Below are 24,375 nucleotides of genomic sequence, written 5' to 3'. Positions count from 1 at the left end.
TGAGACATCAATGGTTCATTCCCATCAAACGACGTTTCGAGTCGCCATGGCGCTCGCTCTCAGCTTTCCCGTGGCCGCGTACGCCGGCGCGGCAGACTACGAACTTCAGCTTGTCAAGGCGGCTGTTGGCCAGGGACCTGATGCCGTCATCGCCGTGCGGTTGACCGACAAACGCACAGACAAGCCAGTTTCCAACGCCGTCATCTTCGCAACGCGACTGGATATGGCTCCAGAGGGTATGGAGGCCATGACCACCCGCGTAGAGCCACTGTCTTTAGAAGAGCCCGGCATCTACCGCTTCAAGGCAAACCTTTCCATGGAAGGCGGCTGGCGGTTCAAGCTCGCGATGAAGGTTCAAGGCGAGCCCGAGACTGTTCAGGGCGAACTCGTCGTGCAGGCACAGCCATGAAGCGGGGCACGTTCATTCTCGTCACAACGGTGATTGCTGCCGTTGGGGCAGGAAGCTATGCGGCCGGGGATCGCGGAGTGGGACGGGATTATCTGGCTCAGTTCTTTCCGATACCCACCGCGTCCTTAGCCCAACACAAAGCGCCAACCGGCAAAGTGATCTACTATCGGCATCCGGATGGTGTGCCGGAATACTCTCCTGGTCCAAAGCAGACGTCGGACGGCCGACCGTTTCTGGAAGTCCGGGAAAGCGAGGACATCACCTTCGATCCCGTTCGACCCGAACCAGAAAAAGCTGAGGCGGTGGGTCAACGGAAGGTCTTGTACTACCGAAACCCGATGGGGCTGCCCGACACATCGCCGGTCCCCAAGAAGGATTCGATGGGAATGGACTACCTTCCGGTCTACGCAGGCGAGCAACCGGAACCGGGCGAGTTGCGCGTACCGCTTGGGAAGCTCCAAAGGTCCGGCGTCAGGACCGCCAAGGTTGAACGGCAAGCGATTGAACAGAAGATCAGGGTCCCAGGCGTTGTTCAGTTCGATGAAAGGCGCATCCAGGTCGTCTCCATGCGGACTGACGCGTTCATCGATGAAGTTGCCAATGTAACGACCGGCGACCAGATCAAAAAAGGTGACCGGCTATTTTCCTTTTACTCGGGCGAAATCGCGCGCGCAGCAGCCGAGTTTGCCGCATCCATCAGGAACGGGATCGGTGGTGATCTCGGCAATGGGGTCGGGCTTCAGCTGCGCAATCTCGGCGTGCCGGACGAAACGATCAAGGGCATCGCGAGGGAGCGGTCTGTTCCAAGGTCGCTACAATATGTCTCCCCCATTGACGGGGTTATTCTCGAACGTCCTGCGCTCCCAGGCATGATGGCCGAAGCCGGAGACGCGCTGTTCAGGATCGTTGACAACTCGTCGATCTGGGTCATTGCCGACGTGCCTGAGTACGATCTTTCGGCAGTCAAGATCAATCAGCCTGCTAGAGTCAGCTTTCCAAATTTTCCCGGGCGGGAGGTTCAAGGAAAAGTCGGGCTGGTTTATCCCGGCCTTCAAGCACAGACCAGAACGGCGAAGATTCGAATAGAAGTGCCCAACTCCGACGGTAGTCTGCTTGCCGACATGTTCGCGGAGGTGGAGATCGACGTCGGCGGGGCGGCTCCGGTCGTCGCGGTACCCAGTTCCTCCATTATTGATACCGGCAGCCGCCAGATCGTCTTCCTCGACAAAGGCGAGGGGCGTTTCGAAGCGCGGGACGTGAAACTTGGTGCTCGGGGTGCCGACTTAACAGAAATCAAGGAAGGGATAGCGCCAGGGGATACGGTCGTCAGCTCCGGGAATTTTCTGCTCGATGCGGAGGGCAACCTCACGTCAGCCCTTAACGCCGTTACTCCACAGGAGACCAAGCCATGATCGCCGGGGTGATTGCCTGGTCTTCCAGGAACCTTGTGTTGATCTTCGTTGGTGCCGCCTTGGCGGTAGCGGCGGGTATCTATTCGATCCGAACCCTTCCGCTGGACGCGATACCCGATCTGTCGGATGTCCAGGTTATCGTTTACACCGATTACCCTGGACAAGCTCCGCAGGTCGTTGAGGATCAGGTTACCTATCCTCTCACCACGTCTATGTTGACCGTCCCGCGCTCAAAGGTGGTGCGTGGTTTCTCGTTCTTCGGCGTATCGTTCGTCTACGTCATTTTCGAAGATGGTACCGATCCTTACTGGGCTCGAAGCCGTGTCCTGGAATATCTGAATACCGCCACCAGCCGTCTGCCGAACGGAGTCGCACCAAGCCTTGGTCCCGACGCAACCGGTGTTGGCTGGGTCTATCAGTATGCGCTGGTAGCAAAGGAGCTTTCGCTTGCGGAACTGCGGTCGCTTCAGGATTGGGTCGTTCGTTTTGGTGTCGCGAGGGCCGATGGCGTTTCCGAGGTAGCCAGCGTCGGCGGGTTCGTGAAGCAATATTCGGTGGTTGTCGATCCCATCCGGCTTCGGGCTCAAAACATCACGCTCAAACAGATTACCGACGCGGTTCGCGCCAGCAACCGAGATGTTGGTGGACGTACCGTCGAACTGTCTGAGTTCGAGTTCATGGTCCGAGGCAAGGGTTATTTGAAGGGCATCGCTGATATCGAAAACATCGCCCTGATATCGGAGGGAGGCGCTCCACTTCGGCTCAGAGACGTTGCGAGAGTCGAGACCGTTCCGGACGAGCGAAGGGGCATCACCGAACTGAACGGCGAAGGCGAAGTTGCGAGTGGGATCGTCCTCCAGCGTTTCGGGTCGAACGCGTTGACGGTCATCGAGGGCGTCAAAGAAAGCCTGGCGAACGTAAGAAAAAGCCTCCCTGAGGGCACACAGATCATACCGGTCTACGACCGATCACAGCTGATCGAGGCGGCTATCGAAACCTTGAAAGGAACGCTTGTCGAGGAGTCCATCGTCGTTGCCCTGGTAACGGTCGCTTTCCTGCTTCACGTCAGGAGCGCGCTTGTTGCGATCATCATGCTGCCGGTCGGCATTCTCATGGCCTTCGTAGCGATGCGGGCACTCGACATCGGGGCCAACATCATGAGCCTGGGCGGGATCGCCATCGCCATCGGCGCGATGATCGATGCAGCCATCGTCATGATCGAGAATGCACATAAGCATCTCGAACGCGCGCCACCCGACAAGAAGAGATCGCTAGTCATCATCGAAGCGGCAAGCGAGGTTGGCCCGGCCCTGTTCTTTAGCTTGCTGATCATCACGGTGTCGTTTCTGCCGATCTTCACTCTCGAATCCCAGGAAGGACGCTTGTTCGGGCCACTTGCCTTCACAAAGACTTTCGCAATGGCGGCGGCCGCGCTGCTTTCGGTGACGCTTGTGCCAGCTCTCATGGTCATATTCGTCCGGGGGAGGATCATCCCTGAACATCGTAACCCGCTCAATCGATTCCTGATCTGGGCCTACCGCCCGGTCATAAAGGGGGTACTGCGAGCGAAGGTTCTGACCATCCTCTTGGCTATTGCGGCACTTGCAGCAACAGTTTGGCCCGCCCGACAGGTTGGAACCGAGTTTATGCCCACCTTGAACGAGGGCACGCTGATGTACATGCCGACGACATTGCCCGGCCTGTCTGTCACCAAGGCAGCGGAACTGATGCAAACCCAGGACAGGATCATCAAGTCGTTTCCCGAGGTCGAGACGGTTTTCGGCAAAGCCGGGCGGGCGCTGACCGCAACCGATCCCGCGCCCACGGAAATGTTCGAGACAATCATCACGCTGAAGCCGAAATCGGAATGGCGGCCGGGAGTGACGATAGACAACCTGAAGCTGGAAATGGATGCTGCACTGCAGTTTCCAGGAGTCTCAAACGCCTGGACGATGCCGATCCGTGCCCGGATCGACATGCTCTCGACGGGCATCAGGACACCCGTGGGAGTTAAAGTTTTCGGGACAGACCTGAAGGAGATGGAGCGGGTCGCGCGCGACATCGAGACGGTCCTGAAGACGGTCCCGGGAACGTCCAGTGCCTACGCGGAAAGGGTCATCGGCGGCTACTACCTGGATATCGTCCCAGACCGGATCGCGCTTGGACGGTACGGACTGACGGTAGACGACGTGCAGGACGTCGTCGGCATGGCGCTCGGTTCAGAAGTAGTGACCTCCACGGTGGAAGGTCGCGAACGATACGGAGTGGCGGTGCGCTACCCCCGTGCCTTTAGGAGCGATCCGCAGGCGATTGCGCGTGAGGTGCAAGTCGCCATCCCGGGAGGAGGATCGGTCCCCCTTGGGCAGGTCGCCCAGATCGGCCTGAGCCGGGGCGCGACGAGCATCCGCACGGAGAACGGTCAGCTGGCCGTCTACATCTTCGTCGACATCGCCGGAAGGGACCTCGGCGGCTACGTCGCGGAGGCACGCGAGGCAGTCGATAGAAGCGTGGAAATGCCACCCGGCTATTCGGTAGCCTGGAGTGGCCAATTCGAATATCTGGAACGCGCCAAAGCAAGACTATCCGTGGTCGTTCCGCTGACCTTGGCGCTTATCTTCCTGCTTCTCTACCTGAATTTCCGGGCTCTGACCGAGACATTCATCGTCATGCTCTCCCTGCCATTCGCGTTGGTTGGCGGCATATGGCTGATGTGGTGGCTTGGTTTCAATGCATCTGTTGCAGTCGCGGTCGGATTCATTGCTCTGGCGGGCGTCGCCGCCGAAACTGGGGTGATCATGCTCATCTACCTCGATCACGCCCTCAAGGAGAGACGCGAGGTCTGCTTGACCGAGGGGAGGCCTCTGACGAAAGCAGACCTCCGAGACGCAATCATGGTCGGCGCGGTCGAACGAGTGAGGCCAAAGATGATGACGGTTGTCGCCATCATGGCTGGTTTGATCCCGATCCTCTGGAGTACCGGGACCGGCTCGGAAATCATGCAGCGAATTGCTGTTCCAATGATCGGTGGAATGGTTTCGTCGACCATCCTAACGCTCGTCGTCATTCCCGCAGTCTATGCCCTGGTCAAGGGCTGGCGTCTTCCGGAAGCCCGGGTTGAACAGCCTCACCATCCCCAAGGACCACAAATAGAAGGAGTTACCGCATGAACAGGAGACAATTCATATGCTCCGCAGTCGCGACCGTCGCAGTTGCCAGCACGGCCCCAGCGCGCGCGTCGCAAACGAGAATGACGGTCTATAAAGACCCGACCTGCGGCTGTTGCGGCGCGTGGGCTAACGCCATAACGCAGGCCGATATCGCCGTCGACGTTCAGGAGGTCGACGATCTTGACTCGGTAAAGCGGAGATACCGAGTGCCGAAAAATCTGGAAGGCTGCCATACGGCGATCATCGGCAAATACTTCATCGAGGGGCATGTCCCGCTGGAAGCCGTTGAGAGACTGCTCAACGATGTTCCGGATATCCTTGGCCTCGCAGTACCGGGTATGCCCGTGGGATCACTTGGAATGGGCGACAATCCGGCGGTAGCGTCATTCGATGTGTGGAGTGTCGACAAGCAAGGTGGAGCGTCAATCTTTATGAGCGTTCGGCCGACGAAGCTTTGAGCCTGCTTGCGGTTGCCTGTTCACCCATTCCATGCCGGCTTGGCAGCCCGGGAGAGTCGATATCATCGATCAGGGTGTTCTTTTCCGAAGTGCTGGCATGGCAAAGCGTTTTGCTTCTTCGATCGTCACCTCCGATCGCAAGCCCTGCGCGGCAAGCTTCTCTGTTTACAATCTCTTGGAATGCGGCTCCACATTTAGGCACGCATGGACATGCCCGGGTTCGATTTCTCGCAACTCGGGCCGGATCCGATGGCAATGGTCGGTCACCATCGGACAACGCGGATGGAAGTGACAGCCGGATGGCGGATTGAGCGGAGAGGGTATCTCGCCCTGGATCGGCATGAACCGCCGGCGTTGCGCCGAGATTTTCGGCATCCCGTCCAGCAGCATGCGCGTATAGGGATGCGTCGGCGATGCGAAAAGTTCCGACGTTTTGGCAAGCTCCACCACGCGACCAAGATACATGACGGCCACGCGATCGCAGAGATGGCGGATGACGCCGAGGTCATGGCTGATGAAGATCATCGCCAGGCCGCTATCACGCCTAATGTCCAGCAGAAGATTGATGATCTGCGCCTGAACAGACACGTCGAGCGCGGCCACCGCCTCATCACAGATCAGCATGTCGGGCTTCACAGCCAGCGCCCGGGCGATGCCGACGCGCTGACGCTGGCCGCCGGAAAATTGATGAGGGTAGCGGCCGACGCTGTCCGCCGGGAGGCCGACGCGCGCAAGGATGTCGACCACATAATCCTTCACACGCGAGCGCGGCACCAGTCCGTGCAGGACCGCCGCTTCGCCGACGATCTCCCCGACGCGCAGGCGCGGATTGAGTGAGGACATCGGGTCCTGGAAAACCATCTGGACTTTCAGCGCGTCCCGCTTGCGCCTCAGGAAGCTGTCGTAATCTTCGCCGCGAAAGCGCCGTTCACCCGAAGAGGCTGGAAGAATCCCGGCGATCATCCGGGCGAGCGTCGACTTGCCGCAGCCGGACTCGCCGACGACGCCTAGCGTCTCGCCCTCGTTCAACGTCATCGAAACATTGTCCACCGCGCGCAGGACGGCCGGCTGCCGGTTGCGCAGGAAATGGTCCGCGAAGTCCTGTAACGGTGAGCTTCCGACGGCAAAGCTGCGCGACAGGTCTTTTGCTTCGAAAATCATCTCGTTCACGGCATCAATCCTCGAATGGGTGATAGCACCAGATGCGGTGCGTCTCAGACAATTGCCTCGCCTGCACCGGCTGGCGGCAGATGTCCGTCATGCGCTCGCAGCGGTTCGCGAACGGACAGCCTTCGCCGAGCGTCAGAAGGGATGGCATGTTGCCGGGGATCTGCTTCAGTTTTTCTCCCGGCGCGTTGCGGGAGGGAACTGACTCGAGCAGCTTTCGGGTATAGGGATGACGGGCGGCGCCGATGATCTCCTCGGTCGTGCCGATCTCCATCATGGCGCCGGCATACATGACCATGATCCGATCGGCGAGTTCGGAAAGCGTCGAAAGATCGTGAGTTATCCAGATCATGCCGAGCCCTCGCTCGTCGATCTGGCGGCGGATCTGGTAGATAATCTGCGCCTGGATCGTCACGTCGAGCGCCGTGGTCGGTTCGTCGGCAATGATCAGGTCCGGCCCGAGAAGAAGCGCAATGGCGATCACCACACGCTGGCGCATGCCGCCCGACATCTCGTGTGGATAGGCGTTGAGCCGTTCTTCGGGCGATGGGATGCCGACTGATCGCAGCGCCTCAATGCAGCGATCGTACATTTCCTTGCGGGGTACGCTTTCATGGGCGCTGATCGCCTCGTACATCTGGTCGCGCACCCGCATCAGCGGGTTCAGCGTCATCAGCGGGTTTTGGAAGACCATGGCGATGCGGTTGCCGCGATAATGGCGCATTTCCTCGAAATCGAGGCCGGTCAGTTCCTGGCCGTCGAGGCTGATCGAACCCGATATGATGCGACCGGGCTCGTCGATCTGGCCCATGATCGACATCCCCGTCACCGATTTGCCAGACCCGGATTCGCCAACGATGCCGAGAACCTCGCCGCGGGCGACTTCGAAGGAAATATCACGTACCGACTTGATGGTGCCCTTGCGGGTGAAGAACCAGGTATTGAGGCCATCGACCTGGAAGAAAAAAGTGTCGCTCACTGTCCGGCTTTCCTCTAGCGGTCGAGCCGCGGATTGTTGAGATCGCGCAGACGGTCGCCGAGCAGGTTCATGGCAACGATCATCACCAGGAGCACGACGCCGGGATAAATGCTGATCCAGTATTTCTGCGAAAAGATGAACTCATAGCCGCTGGCGATCAGCATGCCGAGCGAGGGCCGCGTCAGGGGCAGGCCGACGCCGAGGAAGCTCAGCGAGGACTCCATCGATATCGCCGCGGCAATGTTCAAGGTAAACAGCACGATGATCTGCGGCATACAGTTCGGCAGTACGTGGCGCAGCATGATGCGCACCGGCGAAAGACGCAGGCAGCGGGCCGCCTCGACATATTCCTTGCCGAGTTCGCTCATGGCGAAGGAGCGCGCCGTGCGGGCATAATAGGACCATTGCACGATGACGATGGCGAGCACGACCTTGCTGACGCCATTGCCGAGAATGGCGAGGATCGCGAGGCCGATGAGCAGCGCCGGCAGGCCGAGCATGAAGTCCACGGCGCGCATGATGATGGCGTCCGTCACCCCGCGCCGCCAGGCGGCGAACAAGCCGAGTGCGGTCCCGAGCACCATGGCCGCACCCGCGGCCACCAGCCCGACCACGACGCTGATGCGGATGCCGTAAAGGATGGCCGAGAGCATGTCGCGGCCGAAATTGTCCGTGCCGAGCCGAAAGACGAAATCGGTTTCCTGATCGAGCGATTTGGCGATCGCGAGCAGCGTGAAGCTTGCAGGCAAGGAGGTCGCGGAGGTGATCCTGACCTCACTGCTCTTGGGATCGTCGATCGTCCACCAAGGCTGGATCGGATGTTTCTTCGCACCCTCGATCGTCGCACCGTTCGGCAGGTTGCGGACCTGCAGGCTCCCGAGCCTGGCGGCCGTGGGTTCGACGCTGACAGTCAGACAGTTCGGACCGCACGAAGAGGCCGCCAGAGAAAGCCGGGTCTTCGTCGGTGAGGCAGGCTGGACGGTGATCGCTCCATTGTTGACGCGGATATTGACGCGGACCTCCTCTCCCGGAAGCATCCGCTTCGAGCCAGTCGGCTTCAATGCGTCGGAAAGCTGCAGATGCGTCAGGTCATACGGGTCGGTCGGCGCAAGTAACGGCGCGAAGATGGCGCAGAACACGAAGACGAGGCTCACCGTCAGACTGATGACAGCGGAACGGCTTTCGGCAAAGCGCCGCGCGAAATCCTGAAAACTCGCGATACTCATGCCGCACGCCGCCTCAGAACGGATTTGACGCGGGGATCGATGATCATGTGCAGGATATCGACGATGAAGTTGATGGCGATAAAGAGCAGCGCCGTATAGGTAAGCTGGGCTACGATCATCGGCCGGTCGAGCACTTTGATGGAATTGATGAGCAGCTTGCCCAAGCCCGGCCAGGAGAACACCGTCTCGGTGATGACGCCATAGGCGAGCAGATTGCCGAGTTCGATGCCGGTCACAGTAACGAGCGGCACCAGCGCGTTGCGGAGAATGTGGCCGACCACCACCGACCTGCTTCGCACGCCCTTGGCATAGGCGAACTTGACGAAGTCGAGCCGACAGATCTCCATGGTCGCGGCCCGCGTCACGCGCATCAGCAGGGACATTTTCAGGAGCGCCAGGCTGAAGGCCGGCATGATGACATGCGACCAGCCGTCGAGCGTCCAGAGGCTGGAGGTGATGCCGAAATGGGTTGCCAGTTCACCGCGATCGCCCACGGGCAGGATCGGCAGGGCGATGCCGAATGCGACGATCAACAGCATGCCCTGCCAGAAGGTCGGGATGCTGACCCCGATCAATGAGAAGGCCATGATGCCGCGCCCGGGCAGCGATTGCGGCCGCAACCCGGCATAAAGGCCGGCAGGAATGGAAATGCCGACGGCAAGAATGAAGGCGACGAGGCCGAGCTCCAGGCTGGCCGGCAGGCGCTGCAACAGGATGCCCACGACCGGTTCCTTATAGACAAAGGATGCGCCCCAGTCGCCTTGCACGGCATTGCCGAGGAAGATTGCGTATTGTTCCCAGAGCGGTTTGTCGAGGCCAAGCGCTGTGATGGCCGCCACCCGGTCGGCCTCGGAAGCCTCCGACGAGATCAGGATATCCACTGGATTACCGATCAGGCGGACGCCGACGAACAGGACGATCGACATGATCAGGACGACGATGACGCTCTGGAACAGCCGCTGCAGCACGAAGGACAGCATCAGCTTTCGGCCTTCAGATAGACGTTGATATGGCGCTGCTCGGGTGTCGGGAGGGGACCGCTGCCGATATCCCGGACAAGCGCACCGAAATGCAAGGCGTATTCGACGCAGATTCCTCCCGCGCTGCCGGCCGCCAGACGGTCTTCTATGGCGGCGCGCACCGTTTCGCCGCCCGGCAGGCGCGCCAATTCTTCCATGAACGGCGCAGCGCCGCTCGCAGCTGCCATGGCTGCCTCATGCACGAGTTCATGGCCCCTGTGCTTGCCGATGAGGCCGCCCAGCTGCATCATGGCAAACTCGCCGAAGATGGCGCCACCGGACAGGTCCAGGTTCACCCGCATTCGCTCCTTATCGATGATCAGGTCACGCACCAGAAGCTCCGTACGCACGACTATCTCGGAGACGGCCGCGATCACCTCGACCAGTCCGTCCTCGAACATCTGGTTAGCGCTGCCATCCGACTCGAACGGGCGATGGGCGCTCGCCATGAGCATGCCGGCACTGGAATAGAGCTTGTTGCTGTTGGCGATGATGCCGTAGCAGAGGATCGGGTTGATCTTTTGCGGCATGGTGGACGAGCCGATCGAGCCTTCCACGCGGCCCTCGCTGACCTCGCCATATTCCTCCGACGAGCTCAGATAGACCTCTTCCGCGATCTTGTGGCAGATCGACGCCATCAGCGTCAGGGCATTGACGTATTCGCAGATATGCGTGCGGATCGCCCGCGAGGGAATGGCCATTTCACTCATGCCGAGCAGAGCCGCCACCCGTGACTGGAAAACCGGCCCCTGCCTGCCGAGCGCCGAGAAGCAGCCGACCGCTCCACCGCTCATGACTGCGAAGGCCCGTGCTTCCGCTTCTTTCAGCCGATCCATGGCCTGCAGGAATTCTTCGATCCACACGGCGACCTTGAAACCGAAGGTGATCGGCACGGCATGCCGATAATGGGTGCGCCCGGCCATGATCGTGTTGGCATGGACGCGGGCATGGCCGCCGAGATGACGAACGATATCGTTGAGAAACCCGTCGATGACGACCTGGGCGCGTTTGGCAAGCAAAAGCAGCCCGGTCTGGATGACGTTCTGGGTGGTGATGCCCCAATGAACGTAGCCACCGTGTTCAGGTCCCGAGAGCCGGACGAGTTCGTTGATGAGCGGCATCAGCGGGTGACGCGTGGTTCGATAACCCGCGTCGAGGCGCTGCAAGTCGAGCAGCTCGCACCGGCAATTGTCGGCGATCACCTTGGCCGACGCCGCCGGGATCATCAGCAGTTCCCCCTGTGCCAGCGCGACCGCGCGTTCGACATCGAGAAATGCCTGGTACATCGCCGTGGGTGCGAATGCGTCCCGCAGCCCCCGATAGTCGTATTGCGACGTCAGAGCGTCATTGAATTCAGCACCCATCTTATGCCTTGCTTTCATGAAATTGGCGGCAAGGCCGGTTTGGGATCCCGACCTTGCCGATATCGCGCCTCATTCCGGACGGGCGGTATAGAAGATGTTGGTCAGGTTGGTATTGGCCTCGTAGCGGACGCCATTGCGGACACCCCAGACGCCGAACTCGTGATAGAGCGGCACGTAACCGTCATCCTTCTGGACCTGCGCCACGGCCGAACGCAGCAGTTCCTCCCGCTTGGCATCGTCCAGCGTCGATTGGGCGTCTTCGAGCGCCTTGTCGGTGATCTTGCTGGAATAACGCCCGCGGTTCGCGCCGCCCCAGCCCTTTTCCGGATTGCGTGAGCCGGCGAGATTGATCATCTGGCTCAGGCCTTCTCCCGTATCGGCGGCCGCGCCGGCAAGGTAGAGGCTGTATTCATAGGCGCTCGCCTTGGTGAAGTAGATGCTGAAGGGGAAGGTCTCCAGCGTCACGTTCAGGCCGATCTGAGAAAGCATGGCGGTTATGGCCTGGGCGACCTGCGCACCGTTGACATAACGGTCGCTCGGGGCGTTCAGCGTCAGTGAGAAGCCATTCGGATAGCCCGCTTCCGCCAGCAGTCGCTTGGCCTCGGCAGGGTTGTAGGCATAGGGTTGCAGGTTTGGATCGTGGCCGAATACGCCGTCGACGACAATCTGGCTTGCAGGCTGAGCCATGCCGCCCATCACGGTTTCGGCAATCTGCTCGCGGTTGATCGCCAGGTTCAGCGCCTTTCGGACCCGCGGATCGAGGAAAGGGTTCTTGCCATCCGTGCCGGAGACCTTCGGCGTCTTTTCCTGGCCCTGGTCGGGCAGAAGAAAAATCAGAAGCGTCGACGGCATTGAGGCGAGATGATACTTGCCGGAGGTCTGGATGCTGTCGACGCTGTTGATCGGGACGGCGTTGATGACGTCGACAGAACCGCCGAGCAGCGCCGCAATACGGGCACTGTTGTCCGGCAAGGACTTGACCAGAACCGTTTCATAGCCTGCAGCCGCGCCGTAATATTGCGGGTTGCGCTCAAGCTCGATCTCGACATCCGGGGTGAACTTCTTCACCCGGTAGTGACCTATGCCCGCAGAGGTCTTGCCGCCGTTGAAATCACCCGTTGCCAGCCAGTTGTCGTTGCCGCAGTTCTTTTCGTCATAGGTCAGCATTCGGCCGGTCGGATTTTCGACGATACCGATATAGCTCAGGTTGCGCAGAAGGTTCGGGTCCGGCTTCTTGGTCTCGATCTCGATCTTTCCGCCGCCGGCATCCCTGATGTTTTTGACGGTGGAGATGAAGCTGCTGAAAAGGCCAGGACTGTTCGGTACGTTGCGCACCCGGCAGAGCGAATAGACGACGTCATCGGCACTCAGCGTCTTGCCGCTGTCGAACTTGGCCTTGGGCTCCAGCGTCACGACCCATTTGGTATCCCCCTGAATTTCCCAGGATTTCGCCAGCCGCGGCTCTACCTCGCCGTTAACCCCGTTGGCGTAGACCAAGGCGTCGGAAATGTTTTCGCGCAGGTCGAAATTGTAGCCGGCGCGATGGAAATGCGGATCGACGGACGTTGCCAGCGCCGAAAGCCCCACGCGCAATTGCTTCGCAGATGCCGGAAGAGACGAAAGCACGGTTCCGCCGGCGAGTGTCAGGCACATCAATGCCACTGATGAACTTTTCATGGTCCTCCCCCACTTTGTTCAGGTTCTAGACCCTACCGCTGCCGCCGCCGCCGAAAAATCGAATTTTTCTCCGCTCGATTGAGTATTTCTCAATCAATTCGTATAACGATGCAGGAGGAGCATATGACGGGAAAACGCAGACGCGATCTGCCGCCCATGACCTCGCTTCCTGTATTCGAAGCGGTCGGCCGGCATGCGAGCATCGCCAAGGCGGCGCAGGAGCTTTGTCTGACACCCGGTGCAGTCAGCCGGCAGATCCAGAACCTCGAAGCCTTCCTGGGATGCGAACTGTTTGAACGCATGCATCGCAAGATCGCCCTCACTCCGGCCGGAGAAGTCTACTGGGCCAGGATCCATGCCTCCCTCGGCGATATTCGTACGGTCACCAGCGATATTTCCGTCCGTATCGAGCAACGGCCGCTGGTGATCGGAAGCCCGCGCGTTTTCCTGCAGAAGTGCATCATGCCGGCACTCGGCAGCCTTTATGCAAGGCATCCCGACATCCATGTGCGCTTCGTGACCGGCAATCAGGACACGGAGGTTCTGGACGGCATGATCTATGTGGGCAAGCCGATGAACCGCGCGGGTTTCCTCTGCGAAGTGCTGGCCGACGCCAACCTCATGCCCATCTGCAGTCCAGCCTATCTGCGCCGCGCCCCGCCGCTTGAAACACCGGATGACCTCGAGCGGCACGTGCTGCTGCGCTCCGCAGAATTTACGCGCAACTGGGAACTGTGGCTCGGAATTCGCGCCGCGCGGGTATTCGCGAACGCTCGCTTCATCGATCTGGAGAGTTCAGGCCTCGAGCTGACGGCTGCGATTGAAGGGCTGGGTATTGCCATAGTACGCGAGAAACTTGTCAAACAGGAACTGGCGGAGGAGCAGCTCATTCCTCTCTTCGCCGACCACACGGTGCGGGAACATTATGCCTTCGTGTTCGCCGAACCGAAACTAAGGTCGGAGAGTTTTCGTGCGCTCCGGAGCTGGTTGAAGAATGCAGTGTGAGTAGGACTCAAGCAATCCGGCTAGACGCCGCACCCCGAACCCCGTCGCTGATCCGGTTGTTCGAAGGTCGTCCGATAGCCTTGTGTCGGATCGACGCCGCGCCGCCAGTGCGCATCCGCTCCAGAAGCCGACGGACCTGGCGTGTGCTCAGGTCGAGAACATGCGCCGCCGTCACCAGCGTCATCCGATCGGCCATAACCTTCGTCAAAACTTCGATCCGCTGCAGATCGCGCTCGCTCATCGCAATCAGTCCCATCCGCAATCTCCCAGACGTCGCTCAGCGCCGGGGAGTGTGACATTCCAACTTTGCAAAAACAGGACATTCTAACTTTGCGGTGGAGAATCTACGCCAAGTGCAACATACGCGATTGGAGGGTAGGGGATCAGCCTGTTTCACGCAAATGGGCGATGAACACTTCGGCGGGTGTTTTGTATCCTAGGCATTTGCGTGGCTGCGCATTCAGGTGATGGCCGAGGTCGACGAGCTGTTGCTGCGTGATGTTGGATAGGTCGGTGTCACCAGGCAGGAAGCGGCGGATCCGCTTGTTGGCGTTCTCGACAGCACCTTTCTGCCAGGGCGAGTTCGGGTCGCAGAACCAGCTCCTGGCGCCGATCCCGTCTTCCAAAGCCCGGAAGCCGGCAAACTCGGTACCGCGGTCGAAGGTAAAGCTGCGACGGGCAAAAGACGGCAGCGGCGAGAACGCATTGATGATCTTGTCCATGATCGGCCGCGAGTGGCGGCTGCGGTTCTTGATCAACACGGTGTAGCGGCTCTTGCGTTCGACGAGCGAGGTGATGTTGGCCTCGCCAAGCTCGCGTTTGAAGATCAGCAGATCGCCTTCCCAATGGCCGAACTCGGACCGATCATCAACAAAATCAGGCCGTTGCGAGATCCGGCACTCAAACGGGATGAGCCCGTCACGCGGCTTGCGGGATCCACGCGGCAAGCGTCGGCGACGTCGCTCAGGCAGGTGCTCGTAAAGGCCAAGTGGATAATCCTCCTTGCAGTAGATGAAGCGATAGATCGTTTCCGGGCAGATGCTGACTGGGCTGATCCCGTCAATCAACAGCCGGCCGGCAATCTGTTCCGGTGACCATTTGGCCTTCAGTCGATCGATAATCAGGTCTCGCAGCTGTGGATGTCGTCTGAGCTTGCGCAGCCGTCGGCGGCGCTCCTTGCTCATGTCGTTGGCGATGGTGCCGAAGTAACCAGTGTATTCTGGAAACTCGCGGTCGTGGAACGTGTTGCGCTTGAGCTCGCGGTATATGGTCGAACGATGACGGCCGAGTTGGCGGGCGATCTCACCAACCGGCAGCTTGCGTTCCTTTAACTGATACAGATGGCGGCGGTCGGACAGGGTGAGTTGCGAATAGCAGGGCGACATGCAAATTTCTCCAAGGCGAAGCCATTGATGTTATTGGCATGTCGCACTTGAAATTAGAATGTACCCGGCTACATCCAAATGTCGCATAACAGGAATTATGGAACATCTAGGCGGTTTGTTTGCTGTTGCATTCTGACCTGGAACCGCATTTTACGCGATTGTGGAAAACTCAACATCCTGCGGTTTGTGGTGTTGCGTTGGGGCTAACGGATGGCATGGTTGCGCTCATTGAAAAACGCGAGTCACCATGCCGGTTATCAATATGAGAAATTCGGCGCTGCCGCCATCCGCACGCGGGCTTGTCGTTGTCGGGCCGCGTGGTGTCCCACGGTTTTGGGCCACCATCTGGAGTGACGTCCTGAACCCGAGACTGGAGCCGTCTAGCCGACAGAAATATTTGACAGCCATTGATCGTTTCTACGAGGCCGTCTGCGAGCAACACGGTACCGACTGTCTTGACCGTCTTATAGCCGAAGCCGATGGCGATGCCTTGGAAGAATGTCTTCTCGGCTTCTTCGCTCAACTCAGGAATGAGGCAGTTATCGAGAACGCGGACAAGTCGTCCACATGGAAGTTTGCGCTCGACTTCGCGACCGAAATGCTTCGCCAAGCCGGTAGCACGGCTCGTGCGCGGGCGAACGAAATCCAGGCGAAAGTGCATCGCCTTGAGACATTCTACCGCAATCTCGTCCCGAACCCGCAGAAGCCGCCGCCGCCTATCCGGGCGCTTCCGCCGCTCGTAATCGAGGACCTGTACGAAATCTTCAGGCCTGACTCGCCGCGAAACCCCTTCAAGACTGATACACTGCGCTGGCGCAACCTCTTGGTCTTCATGTTGCTGTTGCGCCTTGGGCTTCGCCGTGGCGAAGGCGCGTTGCTGTACGGTTCCTCATTCAAGGAGGACTTCGATCCGGTCGCCCGCAAGACCGTTCACTGGTTGGATGTCGAGGAAGTCGATGATCTGGACCCTCGATACGAACAGCCTGGACTGAAGACCGAGACGTCGCGACGCCAGCTTCCGCTACAGGAAGAGATAGTTGAACTCGTCAGGTTCTACATCCGCAACCATCGCGGACGGGCAAACCACCCACACCTTTTGATCTCTCAAAAAGGCCTGCCGCTTTCGCTGCGATCCCTGAGTGAAATCTTCGAGGTTGCGACGAAGGCTCTGTCCAATGATGCCAAGCAATCACTGAAAAAGCAGGGACTTAAAGGCGTCTCCTGTCATGATCTGCGTCATACATCCGCTGTCGTCAGGATGCGTCGGTATCAGGACACAGGCAATGATTTGGACAAGGCTCAGGAAAAGTTGCGGACGTTCTTCGGATGGTCGAAGAAGTCGGACATGCCCCGCCTCTATGCCAAGGCCTACTTCGAAACCAGCCTAGCCGAAGTCTGGGACGAAAAGTTCGATCACTTCGTGGATGCTCTTCGACGCGCTGTTCCGGAGACGTCCCGTTGAAGCCCGCCGTCACGCTTCAGAACAACCACCTAGTCGCCGAGATTGATCGCCTGACATCAAGATTGCCGCCGCTGCCCGCAGTGGTCAAATACTACGATGATTTTGCGAACGAGATATGCTCCGTCCGAGACCTGGCCGAAACCGACCAAGTCTTCCTTGCCTTGGACGGCCGCCAGCATCAAATAGCGTTCAATGCGTTTGGCTCTGCAACGGAGGTCATGAAACATGTGTTCGCTGATTGGCTTGGCGAACATGACCTCCACTACGTAACGATCCTCTTTGGGAGCACGCTGAGCTATCTCGCGCGTCGCGGCGTCCTCTCGCTCATCGAACTGGTTGTGTCACAGCCGTTCGACGCTCGATCTCATTGGAACACATCCGTACTTGCAGAAGTCTCTGCGAGAGAAAGCTACTCGCTAAGAGCTATTCTCCATTCCCTCTGTCGGCTCAACATTGGTCATTGGACGCCCGCGACAGCATCGATCATCCGTGCTTTGAGAAGTCCGAAGGTCGACAAGTATAGGGTTGTCCGCATCGGCGACTGCTTCCTGCCCCTGGATCACCAAAGCCTGATCGTCGATCACATCGACACAATGTGCGCGGCGCTTTCGAATGATCCGCAGTCGATAGATGACGAGACACTGCGCGACGTATGCATCTTGGTCACGTCGTACCAGTATGCGTTCCGCCCCGGTCAGATTGCGCGGATCGAGACGGCCGATGTTCGGCTGTACACGACTGGCGCTGTCCATGTAGCGGTCACCCGGATCAAGCAGAAGGACAACCGCAAGCGCATCCGCGAAACCCGACGGATCAAGCGGGAGTGGGGTCCGCTCTTCAACGAGTTCGTGAAACGTCGGGATGCAGGAAGCATCAGCATGGAGGAGGGCGTGCCCCCTCGCCTCCTCTTCGGCCTGACACCATCTGGCGTTAGCCGGGCCATTCGTGAGCTTACGGCGGATTTGACGGGAGAGGCTTGGTCTCCAACCGACCTGAGGCACACGGCGGCGCAACGCCTCGCGGACGGCGGCATCTCTCACGTCGGTCTGACGGAGTTCATGGGGCACTCCAGCGACCGCGTCGCCAACGTATACTTCGACGCATCGCCCCCGCAGGCCAAGCGCATCAACGACGCGCTGGCGATCTCGCCCATCTACAGCAATGTTGCAAAGATCGCGACAACGAAAACCATCGACAAGGCGATGCTTCTCGGCCTCCCGGCCGAGAAGCAGATCGGAGGCGTGCCCCACGGAATACCCATTGCGGGAATAGGCGGATGTAACCTGGGCCAGAACCTCTGCATGAAGAATCCGGTGTTGGCCTGCTACACCTGTTCCCAGTTCATGCCGCTCAATGACCCTGAAATCCATCAGGAGGTCGTGGAGAGCCTCCGTCCAGTCGTGACGGAGTTCGCCGCCGCCTCCCGCAACAACCAGCAATCTCCGGCCTACGCTCAGTTGAAGAGCACTCTCGACGCCGCAAGGCGTGTTGCCGAGGAGCTGAAATCCGATGGTGAGGAGGAGGTATGAACCCGTTCTATGCCGAATTTATCGCTACCGCAAAGAGGCTGGCTGGAGAGCGCGGCCTAAGCTGGAAGCTAGTCTTCGATGGCGATGGCAAGGTCAGCAAAGATACGCGGTGGAACCTGACAGAACTACGAGGCGGGTTCTCCAACCCGGTCTCATGGCTCGGCCAGGTCGGCGTGGACACTGCATCCTTCGATAAGCTGAATGAAATCAGAGTGGAAATGGGGCAAGGTTCACTGGTCGCGAGACCGATGCCTCCACACTGGCTGGACTTTTACCAGGCCGTATTGATCCACCAACTTCTCCTCAGCCAGACGAAGCCCGGAAGCGCGATCCAAGTGGTGGCCGGTATCCGACGCCTGGCTCCTGCGGCGGAAGATACGCCGCCCTGGGCTATCACCCCTGATCATATCCAGCAGGCCTACAATGCAGTTCTGCATTCGTTCGAATCTGGCAAACAGGCGCTCGACTTCGTGACGATGGTCAGGAACGTCATCGACAAACAGAAGCTCGCCGACATTCCTTCTCTGGCCCGTTTCTGCCAGCCCTATGCCACCAAAGAAGCATTGGCGGCGCAACAGCAGGCCGATGCGATCCGCGACCGCCAGAACGCCCACGGTGGCAGCAAGAGCCTTCGGCGCAGTCTGGTGGAAAGGAAGTCGGCGTCGAAGCTTCCGGATGAAAAGGCCTTCTGGGAGCTGGTGCGGATTGTCTTCACGGAGACGCCGCTCACATTCTCGGACGCGATCAGGTTCGCTGCATTCAAGGTTCAGATCATTATGGGCTTCCGGATCGGAGAGGCCGCAATGCTTCCTCTGGATTGGAAGCGTTGGCGTGAATATCTCGACGCGGATGGCCGACCAGCCGGAGAGCGTGGGGGGTTCTCGCGCTCGCTTGTGATCCGGTACTTCGCGGAAAAACAGGACGAGGATGAGTTGGCCGAGGGCCTGGCCTTGTACGAAAACAGTCAGCACGTACCGCCGATGTTCGAGGAAATTCTCGTTGAGGCACTCGATTACATCGCGACAATCACCGCTCCCTTGCGCGAAAGGCTCCGGCTGCAGTCCCAGACAGGACGGGTGTTCCCAGAATATCCCGATGATAGATTGCTGCCCGCCTGGGAAATGTACGTCCGGATGACTGGTAACCCCGTCTTCTCCCACGAGCCGCCACCTGCTGAGCTGATCGCGCGTTATCGCCAGTCCTATAATCCAAGCTTGCTTGCAGAGGTTAGAGAACATCAGCTTCTCGGCCGACCAGCCATGTTGACGAAGTTCTGGACCAATCCCGCCCAGAGGCATATTCCGATACGCAATGAGGTTGGCATGCCCTACACGAGCGCAATTCCATGGCGGAACGCATTTGTGCGGGTGGGCGATGTGGAGGAACATATCCGGGAAAACCGTGCCACCAAGCTGTCCGATACCAAGCCAGCCAGAACTACTGACGGCACTGAGTTCCACCCTCATGAACTGTTGTTCCTGATGCCCATCAGGAACCTGATCGAAGGCCGCAACAACGGAATCCTTGATACCACGCTTTACTCTGCAGTCGGCCATTTGGAGAAAGGTTCGCTGAATGGCTCCTTGAGCGGCAAGGCGAGCGGTGAAACCCTGTTCCGGCGCTACGGCCAGACGGACGAGGACCGCGCATTGACGCTGACATCTCATTCCCTGCGGCACCTGCAGAATACCGAGCTGTTCCGGCTCGGCGTCGCCGACACGATGATCACCAAGAAGTTCGGTCGGCGCAGCGTCCAGCAGAGCTATGAGTACGATCATCGAAGCCTCCATGAGGACATCCGCGAAATCGACGTCCCTCCGGAGGCCGAGGACGCGCTCGGTGACAAGGCGCTTCAGGTTTACAAGATGATCGCCGCCAACAAGGTACGTGGCCCTATTGTCGACGAGTTCCGGCGTGTCCAGCGCGAGTATGGGGACGACGCGGCTTTCGACTATCTCAATGCCGAGGCGGACGGTCTCCACGTCACGCCGTATGGCCTGTGCGTTAACAGCTTCACCAGCGATCCTTGCCCGAAACACCTCGAATGCTTCAACGGCTGCCTTCATCTTGCCCGGACCGACGTCGTCGAAGAGCACGATCATCTCGAAAAGATGCGCGACCGCTTCGCGAAAATCATCATCCAGTTGGAATCCGTGCCCGAGGGCCGTCGATATGCTGGGTGGGCGAACCAGATCGCCCATGCCCGCATCCGCTACGAGAACATCGGCAAGGCGCTCGCAACTGAACCCGGTGACCGCCCCTTCCCCGATGGCAAAGACCTGTCCGTGACGCCGGAGCAGAAGTTCGGTAACACCATCATCGACACCATGAGCCGCCTGAGAGACCTCGATGATTGATAAGATCGCCCATCTTGAGGAATTGCTGGAGGCGATGATCGCCGAAAACGAAACCATCACCGCCAGAGCTATCGTGCGGCGCAGTGGCGAGGTCTTCAAGAACGCTACCGACATCACCCGGAACGCCGACAGGCGCACCAAGTTCGAAAACGCCCAGCGCAGGCAGGAGACGATACGGTCTGCCATCGACCGCAGCAGCAAGAAATCCCGCACCGAATTAGAGTGGCTGGTCGAGGTGAAGAATGCCGAGATTGACCAGCTTCAGGCTGATCGGCAGCTCGTGATAGCGTCACACCGCATGATGATCCTGGCTGTCGCCGAAATGGGCGGCTTCTCGAAATGGAAACGTCTGTTCGAGGGATATCAGGCGACAGTCGACAAACTCGACGAGATGAATGCCATTCCATCTGGCGAGGTCGTCACCCTTCCGCCGAGGAAGTCCTAATGGCGAAAGGGTCTGGCAAGAGCGGCGTCGAGGTCGCCCAGGAGCACGTCGACGCTCTTATCGAATATCTGGAGCAGCACAAGGACGAGCCGCTTCCCAGATACGGCGTCGATCTGAACAAGAGCCTCATCGCCAAGGAATGCGGGTTCGACCGACAGGTGTTCCGCACCAATCCTCGCTGCGCCGAAATCCTCGGCAACGCCGACGACCGTGATCGCAAGGCCAATCTGACACGCCTCGAACAGGCGGAAGCGGACCGCGAGCAGAAGGCCAAAGTGGACGGTAACCAGATGGCTCTGGAAGAGGAGAACCTGCGCCTGAAGGCAGAGAACGCCTCGCTGCGCCGCGACCTGGACCGCCTGAAAAGGTTGAGCGCCGTCATCGCCGAGACTGGGAGACTTCCATGATTGGGTGTCTGAAGTCTGGTCCTCGGAGCCGCGCCGTCGTGGCCCCGACAGGCCGTGGGAGCTGGATCGTAGTGAATGAGGCACAGGGACCCGCGACGGCACGTCGTGGGTGGCCGCAGTGAACGGAGAGCCAGAACCCATGGCAGGGGCCACTGAACGACGGCGTGGTTCCGAGGACCAGACGCTGCTGGTCCTTGGTGAGCGTTCTGAGCAGTCTTCCTGGGAGCTTTCCCTCACCTCCGTCCATGCCAGCCGGTTCGGCGACCATGTCATCATCGGCCGCGACGAGACCGAGCAACTCCGCCGCGCCCTCGTCCCCGCAAAGAGATCACCGCGCGATCCGGCCGTCGGCGAGACGTGGCGCGTCACTGGTCCCATCCAACTCCATCCAGAATATGGTCCGCAGCTTCATGCCGAGGTAGCCCTGCCCTTGGTGACCAGGGGACGGGCGATCATCCGGCACCTTGCCAGCGACAAGCGCTTCGTCGGTATTGGCTGGGCGACCGCCGAAAAGGTCTGGGACCGCTTCGGCGAGACTATCTACGACATCATCCGGGATCGCGACCTGAAGGCGCTCGCGGAGGTCATGGGGGCGGATCGGGCCATCGCTATCGTCGACGGCTTCGGCATGCTTGCCGAGGAGGTCGAAATCTTCCGTTGGCTGGATCGGTACGGAGTATCGCCCCGTGTGGCGGGTGCAGCCGCCCGTGTCTGGGGTCTCGGAGCCATCGACCGCATTAAGGCCGATCCGTTCACGATGACACTGCTGGAGCCGTGGAAGGATGTGGACGCCCGAGCGCTTCGATTGGGTGTCGCCCTTGACGATCCGAGACGCCTGGCGGCCGCCGTCGAGGAGGCGCTGGCCATCCGCTTCCGGGCAGGGAACATGGCCTCCCCCGCCTCTGTCCTGAGACCACTGGTGAAACGCCTGCTCGCGCCTTGGATCGGCGATGCGGCGAGTGCCATCGATCTGGCCTCGACCACGGGGCGCGTGGTGTCACCGTCAACCGACCTTCTTCAGTCGAGAGCCTGTCGGTTCATTGAGGAGGAAGTCGCCCGACAGATCGGCGAGCGCATAGGTCGCGAAGTTCCGGGATTTGACGGTAAGCTCGTGGTCGATGCCATGACCAAGGTCGAGGCGGAGATCGGCTACGCCTTGACCGATGCGCAGCGCGAGGCGGTCTTCATGGCGACTACCTGCGGCGTCTGCGTCATCAGCGGCGGCGCGGGCACGGGCAAGACGACGGTCGTCCGGGCCATCCTTGCCGCCCTGGAGGCTGTCCGTGACGGTCTTCCGAAGTCTAAAAGCCACGGCGTCGAGCACCTGCAGGTGGCTCTGGCAGGCCGCGCCGTCAGGCGGATCAGCGAGGCGACAGGTCGTCCAGCGAGCACCCTCTCTCGGCTAGTTCACGACATCGAGGACGCAGGCCGTCGTATCGAGGCGGGGACGGTCATCTTCGACGAATCTTCCATGCTCGATACGCCGTCAATTTACCGGGTGCTCGCCCAGCTACCTATCGAGGTCAACCTGATCTTCATCGGCGATCCCGGTCAGCTTCCGCCCATCGGACCCGGCCTGCCCTTCCACACCATGGTCAAGGCAACGGCGATACCTTCGGTCACCTTGGACATTGTCCACAGACAGGACGACGCCACCGGCATTCCGGCCGTCGCATCCGCTGTGCGCACCGGAAAGGCGGTAGGTCTCCGGCGCTTCGATCCGAACGTCGCGCTGACACCTGGCGTCTATCTCTTCCCTGCGTCGAAAGACGATGTGGCCGGAAAGACCATAGCTGCCTTCCGCGCCATGTGTGGCCTCGTTCCAGCATATGGCAAGACGGCCCCCCTGCATGAGATGGACGTCCAGATACTCACGCAGGTGAAGAACGGCCCCGCCGGATCAAAGGAGCTGAACCGCGCCATCGAGATCGAATATATGGGCAAGCAGCCGAACGTCGAGGATTGGGGTCTGAGCGTCGGCTCGAAAATCATGTGGCTGAAGAACGATTACTCGAAGGCACCCCAGGTCGACGCCGACGGGAAGTCCGTTCTCGACAAGGTCACGGGCGATCCGATCTGCACGGGCTTCATGAACGGCTCCCTGGGCGTCATTACCAAGCCACATCCCAAGGGTGCCTGGACGCGGTTTGACGACGGCGCTGAAGACGTAATCACCACGGCTGATCTTGAGAAGCTCACCCATGGCTGGGCGATCAGTGTCCATAAGGCGCAGGGGTCGGCATTCAAACGGGTCATCATCCCTGTCGTCCGGTCGAAACTGCTGGACCGGACCATGCTCTACACCGCGATAACTCGCGCTGTCGAAACGGTCGTGCTGGTGGGCGACGCCGAACTGATCTCCGAAATTATCAGCCACCCGCCAAAGAGCCTGTCGCGGGACAATGGTCTAGTCTTCCGGATGACGATTTGACGGGGCTTCAGCTTCGCAGCAGGATCGCGGCTTCGACGTGAGGTCCTTGAAGACAACGCAATCCGTGCCTGGACCGCCCGCGCACGCTTCGTTGCACCGATCTACAAAAACCGCAAGACGCTCCTCCAACCCCCGCAGTTCATCGAGCTTCTGTCTCACCTCGTACAGATGCGCCTGGGCGATGTCGCGCGTCTCTATGCAGTCCCGTTCCCTGCTAATCGAAAGATCGAGCAGCAGGCGCACCTGCTCGATCCCGAACCCAAAATCCCGGCACTGCCTGATGAAGGTTAGGCGCGAAAGGTCCGCTTCCTCATAGTAACGCTGCCCGGACGGGGAGCGTCGTGCCTTCGGAATCAGGCCGATCTCCTCGTAGTACCGGATGGTCGGGGTGGTGAGTCCCGACGCCTTGGCGAGGGCTCCGATAGTGAACACGGCGATGTGAAGGTTCATGGCGGCATTGCTCCTTGCCCTTCAAG

The 24,375-nt window shown here is 59.7% G+C and carries 19 protein-coding genes and 1 pseudogene; 11 read left to right on the top strand and 9 right to left on the bottom strand.

What is annotated here, in order from left to right:
• Window positions 1–46 precede the first annotated feature (46 nt).
• The 4 genes from ACSQ3G_RS26235 to ACSQ3G_RS26220 are packed head-to-tail and all read left to right on the top strand — an operon-like array spanning window position 47 to window position 5,446.
• Window positions 47–409: a FixH family protein gene (locus ACSQ3G_RS26235; RefSeq protein ID WP_436112318.1), complete on the top strand. Its 363-nt coding sequence runs from the start codon at window positions 47–49 to the stop codon at window positions 407–409.
• The gene (locus ACSQ3G_RS26230; RefSeq protein ID WP_436112317.1) at window positions 406–1,821 is read left to right on the top strand and encodes an efflux RND transporter periplasmic adaptor subunit; all 1,416 of its coding nucleotides are present in this window, start codon (window positions 406–408) and stop codon (window positions 1,819–1,821) included. Before ACSQ3G_RS26235 ends, ACSQ3G_RS26230 begins: the two co-directional genes overlap by 4 nt.
• Complete coding sequence (locus tag ACSQ3G_RS26225; RefSeq protein ID WP_436112316.1) at window positions 1,818–4,988, top strand: efflux RND transporter permease subunit; 3,171 nt, start codon at window positions 1,818–1,820, stop codon at window positions 4,986–4,988. The genes ACSQ3G_RS26230 and ACSQ3G_RS26225 overlap by 4 nt, the downstream gene beginning before the upstream one ends.
• Entirely contained in the window at window positions 4,985–5,446 is a 462-nt protein-coding gene (locus ACSQ3G_RS26220) for a DUF411 domain-containing protein (RefSeq protein WP_436112315.1), read from the top strand. Before ACSQ3G_RS26225 ends, ACSQ3G_RS26220 begins: the two co-directional genes overlap by 4 nt.
• A gap of 165 nt (window positions 5,447–5,611) precedes the next feature.
• On the opposite strand, the gene ACSQ3G_RS26215 is transcribed toward ACSQ3G_RS26220, so the two are convergent.
• From ACSQ3G_RS26215 to ACSQ3G_RS26190, 6 genes are all read right to left on the bottom strand, one after another.
• On the bottom strand, window positions 5,612–6,607 hold the full coding sequence (locus ACSQ3G_RS26215) for an ABC transporter ATP-binding protein (protein WP_436113194.1): 996 nt from the start codon (window positions 6,605–6,607) through the stop codon (window positions 5,612–5,614).
• A gap of 13 nt (window positions 6,608–6,620) precedes the next feature.
• Window positions 6,621–7,592: an ABC transporter ATP-binding protein gene (locus tag ACSQ3G_RS26210; protein ID WP_436112314.1), complete on the bottom strand. Its 972-nt coding sequence runs from the start codon at window positions 7,590–7,592 to the stop codon at window positions 6,621–6,623.
• A gap of 14 nt (window positions 7,593–7,606) precedes the next feature.
• Window positions 7,607–8,818, bottom strand: a complete 1,212-nt coding sequence (locus ACSQ3G_RS26205) for an ABC transporter permease (RefSeq protein ID WP_436112313.1) — start codon at window positions 8,816–8,818, stop codon at window positions 7,607–7,609.
• Complete coding sequence (locus tag ACSQ3G_RS26200) at window positions 8,815–9,798, bottom strand: ABC transporter permease (RefSeq protein WP_105436638.1); 984 nt, start codon at window positions 9,796–9,798, stop codon at window positions 8,815–8,817. Before ACSQ3G_RS26200 ends, ACSQ3G_RS26205 begins: the two co-directional genes overlap by 4 nt.
• Window positions 9,798–11,201: a lyase family protein gene (locus ACSQ3G_RS26195; RefSeq protein ID WP_436112312.1), complete on the bottom strand. Its 1,404-nt coding sequence runs from the start codon at window positions 11,199–11,201 to the stop codon at window positions 9,798–9,800. The genes ACSQ3G_RS26200 and ACSQ3G_RS26195 overlap by 1 nt, the downstream gene beginning before the upstream one ends.
• Window positions 11,202–11,270: 69 nt before the next feature.
• Entirely contained in the window at window positions 11,271–12,878 is a 1,608-nt protein-coding gene (locus tag ACSQ3G_RS26190) for an ABC transporter substrate-binding protein (protein WP_436112311.1), read from the bottom strand.
• 123 nt (window positions 12,879–13,001) lie between these two features.
• Here ACSQ3G_RS26190 and ACSQ3G_RS26185 point away from each other — a divergent pair, with 123 nt between their 5' ends.
• On the top strand, window positions 13,002–13,883 hold the full coding sequence (locus ACSQ3G_RS26185; protein ID WP_172746460.1) for a LysR substrate-binding domain-containing protein: 882 nt from the start codon (window positions 13,002–13,004) through the stop codon (window positions 13,881–13,883).
• Window positions 13,884–13,896: 13 nt separating this feature from the next.
• Here ACSQ3G_RS26185 and ACSQ3G_RS26180 read toward each other — a convergent pair.
• Both ACSQ3G_RS26180 and ACSQ3G_RS26175 read right to left on the bottom strand, forming a co-directional pair.
• Window positions 13,897–14,139 (bottom strand): annotated as a pseudogene (locus ACSQ3G_RS26180) (helix-turn-helix domain-containing protein); the annotation flags it as partial.
• Between the two features lie 127 nt (window positions 14,140–14,266).
• Window positions 14,267–15,268: an IS30 family transposase gene (locus ACSQ3G_RS26175; RefSeq protein WP_436109881.1), complete on the bottom strand. Its 1,002-nt coding sequence runs from the start codon at window positions 15,266–15,268 to the stop codon at window positions 14,267–14,269.
• A gap of 247 nt (window positions 15,269–15,515) precedes the next feature.
• Here ACSQ3G_RS26175 and ACSQ3G_RS26170 point away from each other — a divergent pair, with 247 nt between their 5' ends.
• The 6 genes from ACSQ3G_RS26170 (at window position 15,516) to ACSQ3G_RS26145 (ending at window position 23,899) form a co-directional block, all read left to right on the top strand.
• The gene (locus ACSQ3G_RS26170) at window positions 15,516–16,730 is read left to right on the top strand and encodes a tyrosine-type recombinase/integrase (protein WP_436109882.1); all 1,215 of its coding nucleotides are present in this window, start codon (window positions 15,516–15,518) and stop codon (window positions 16,728–16,730) included.
• Complete coding sequence (locus ACSQ3G_RS26165; protein WP_436109883.1) at window positions 16,727–18,259, top strand: tyrosine-type recombinase/integrase; 1,533 nt, start codon at window positions 16,727–16,729, stop codon at window positions 18,257–18,259. The genes ACSQ3G_RS26170 and ACSQ3G_RS26165 overlap by 4 nt, the downstream gene beginning before the upstream one ends.
• Window positions 18,256–20,616, top strand: a complete 2,361-nt coding sequence (locus ACSQ3G_RS26160; protein ID WP_436109884.1) for a hypothetical protein — start codon at window positions 18,256–18,258, stop codon at window positions 20,614–20,616. Before ACSQ3G_RS26165 ends, ACSQ3G_RS26160 begins: the two co-directional genes overlap by 4 nt.
• The gene (locus ACSQ3G_RS26155; RefSeq protein ID WP_436109885.1) at window positions 20,609–21,061 is read left to right on the top strand and encodes a hypothetical protein; all 453 of its coding nucleotides are present in this window, start codon (window positions 20,609–20,611) and stop codon (window positions 21,059–21,061) included. The genes ACSQ3G_RS26160 and ACSQ3G_RS26155 overlap by 8 nt, the downstream gene beginning before the upstream one ends.
• A complete protein-coding gene (locus ACSQ3G_RS26150) occupies window positions 21,061–21,468 on the top strand; it encodes a VPA1267 family protein (RefSeq protein ID WP_436109886.1) in 408 nt (135 codons plus the stop codon). The genes ACSQ3G_RS26155 and ACSQ3G_RS26150 overlap by 1 nt, the downstream gene beginning before the upstream one ends.
• A 139-nt stretch (window positions 21,469–21,607) precedes the next feature.
• Entirely contained in the window at window positions 21,608–23,899 is a 2,292-nt protein-coding gene (locus tag ACSQ3G_RS26145; protein WP_436109887.1) for an AAA family ATPase, read from the top strand.
• On the opposite strand, the gene ACSQ3G_RS26140 is transcribed toward ACSQ3G_RS26145, so the two are convergent.
• Window positions 23,876–24,349 carry a MerR family transcriptional regulator gene (locus ACSQ3G_RS26140; protein ID WP_436109888.1) on the bottom strand — a complete coding sequence of 158 codons (474 nt, stop codon included), beginning with the start codon at window positions 24,347–24,349 and terminating at the stop codon, window positions 23,876–23,878. The genes ACSQ3G_RS26145 and ACSQ3G_RS26140 overlap by 24 nt on opposite strands.
• Between the last annotated feature and the right edge of the window lie 26 nt (window positions 24,350–24,375).

Source organism: Neorhizobium tomejilense (assembly GCF_964254135.1).
GTDB classification, from domain to species: domain Bacteria; phylum Pseudomonadota; class Alphaproteobacteria; order Rhizobiales; family Rhizobiaceae; genus Neorhizobium; species Neorhizobium tomejilense.
The sequence above is the reverse complement of the archived record's forward strand: the minus strand, read 5'-3'. Positions and strand labels throughout refer to the sequence as shown.

Bases quoted from the DNA above. Each gene is read 5' to 3' on its own strand.
- ACSQ3G_RS26235 (WP_436112318.1), top strand. From the start codon at position 47: ATGGCGCTCGCTCTCAGCTTTCCCGTGGCCGCGTACGCCGGCGCGGCA.
- ACSQ3G_RS26230 (WP_436112317.1), top strand. From the start codon at position 406: ATGAAGCGGGGCACGTTCATTCTCGTCACAACGGTGATTGCTGCCGTT.
- ACSQ3G_RS26225 (WP_436112316.1), top strand. From the start codon at position 1,818: ATGATCGCCGGGGTGATTGCCTGGTCTTCCAGGAACCTTGTGTTGATC.
- ACSQ3G_RS26220 (WP_436112315.1), top strand. From the start codon at position 4,985: ATGAACAGGAGACAATTCATATGCTCCGCAGTCGCGACCGTCGCAGTT.
- ACSQ3G_RS26215 (WP_436113194.1), bottom strand. From the start codon at position 6,607: ATGATTTTCGAAGCAAAAGACCTGTCGCGCAGCTTTGCCGTCGGAAGC.
- ACSQ3G_RS26205 (WP_436112313.1), bottom strand. From the start codon at position 8,818: ATGAGTATCGCGAGTTTTCAGGATTTCGCGCGGCGCTTTGCCGAAAGC.
- ACSQ3G_RS26200 (WP_105436638.1), bottom strand. From the start codon at position 9,798: ATGCTGTCCTTCGTGCTGCAGCGGCTGTTCCAGAGCGTCATCGTCGTC.
- ACSQ3G_RS26195 (WP_436112312.1), bottom strand. From the start codon at position 11,201: ATGGGTGCTGAATTCAATGACGCTCTGACGTCGCAATACGACTATCGG.
- ACSQ3G_RS26190 (WP_436112311.1), bottom strand. From the start codon at position 12,878: ATGAAAAGTTCATCAGTGGCATTGATGTGCCTGACACTCGCCGGCGGA.
- ACSQ3G_RS26185 (WP_172746460.1), top strand. From the start codon at position 13,002: ATGACGGGAAAACGCAGACGCGATCTGCCGCCCATGACCTCGCTTCCT.
- ACSQ3G_RS26175 (WP_436109881.1), bottom strand. From the start codon at position 15,268: ATGTCGCCCTGCTATTCGCAACTCACCCTGTCCGACCGCCGCCATCTG.
- ACSQ3G_RS26170 (WP_436109882.1), top strand. From the start codon at position 15,516: ATGCCGGTTATCAATATGAGAAATTCGGCGCTGCCGCCATCCGCACGC.
- ACSQ3G_RS26160 (WP_436109884.1), top strand. From the start codon at position 18,256: ATGAACCCGTTCTATGCCGAATTTATCGCTACCGCAAAGAGGCTGGCT.
- ACSQ3G_RS26155 (WP_436109885.1), top strand. From the start codon at position 20,609: ATGATTGATAAGATCGCCCATCTTGAGGAATTGCTGGAGGCGATGATC.
- ACSQ3G_RS26150 (WP_436109886.1), top strand. From the start codon at position 21,061: ATGGCGAAAGGGTCTGGCAAGAGCGGCGTCGAGGTCGCCCAGGAGCAC.
- ACSQ3G_RS26145 (WP_436109887.1), top strand. From the start codon at position 21,608: ATGGCAGGGGCCACTGAACGACGGCGTGGTTCCGAGGACCAGACGCTG.
- ACSQ3G_RS26140 (WP_436109888.1), bottom strand. From the start codon at position 24,349: ATGAACCTTCACATCGCCGTGTTCACTATCGGAGCCCTCGCCAAGGCG.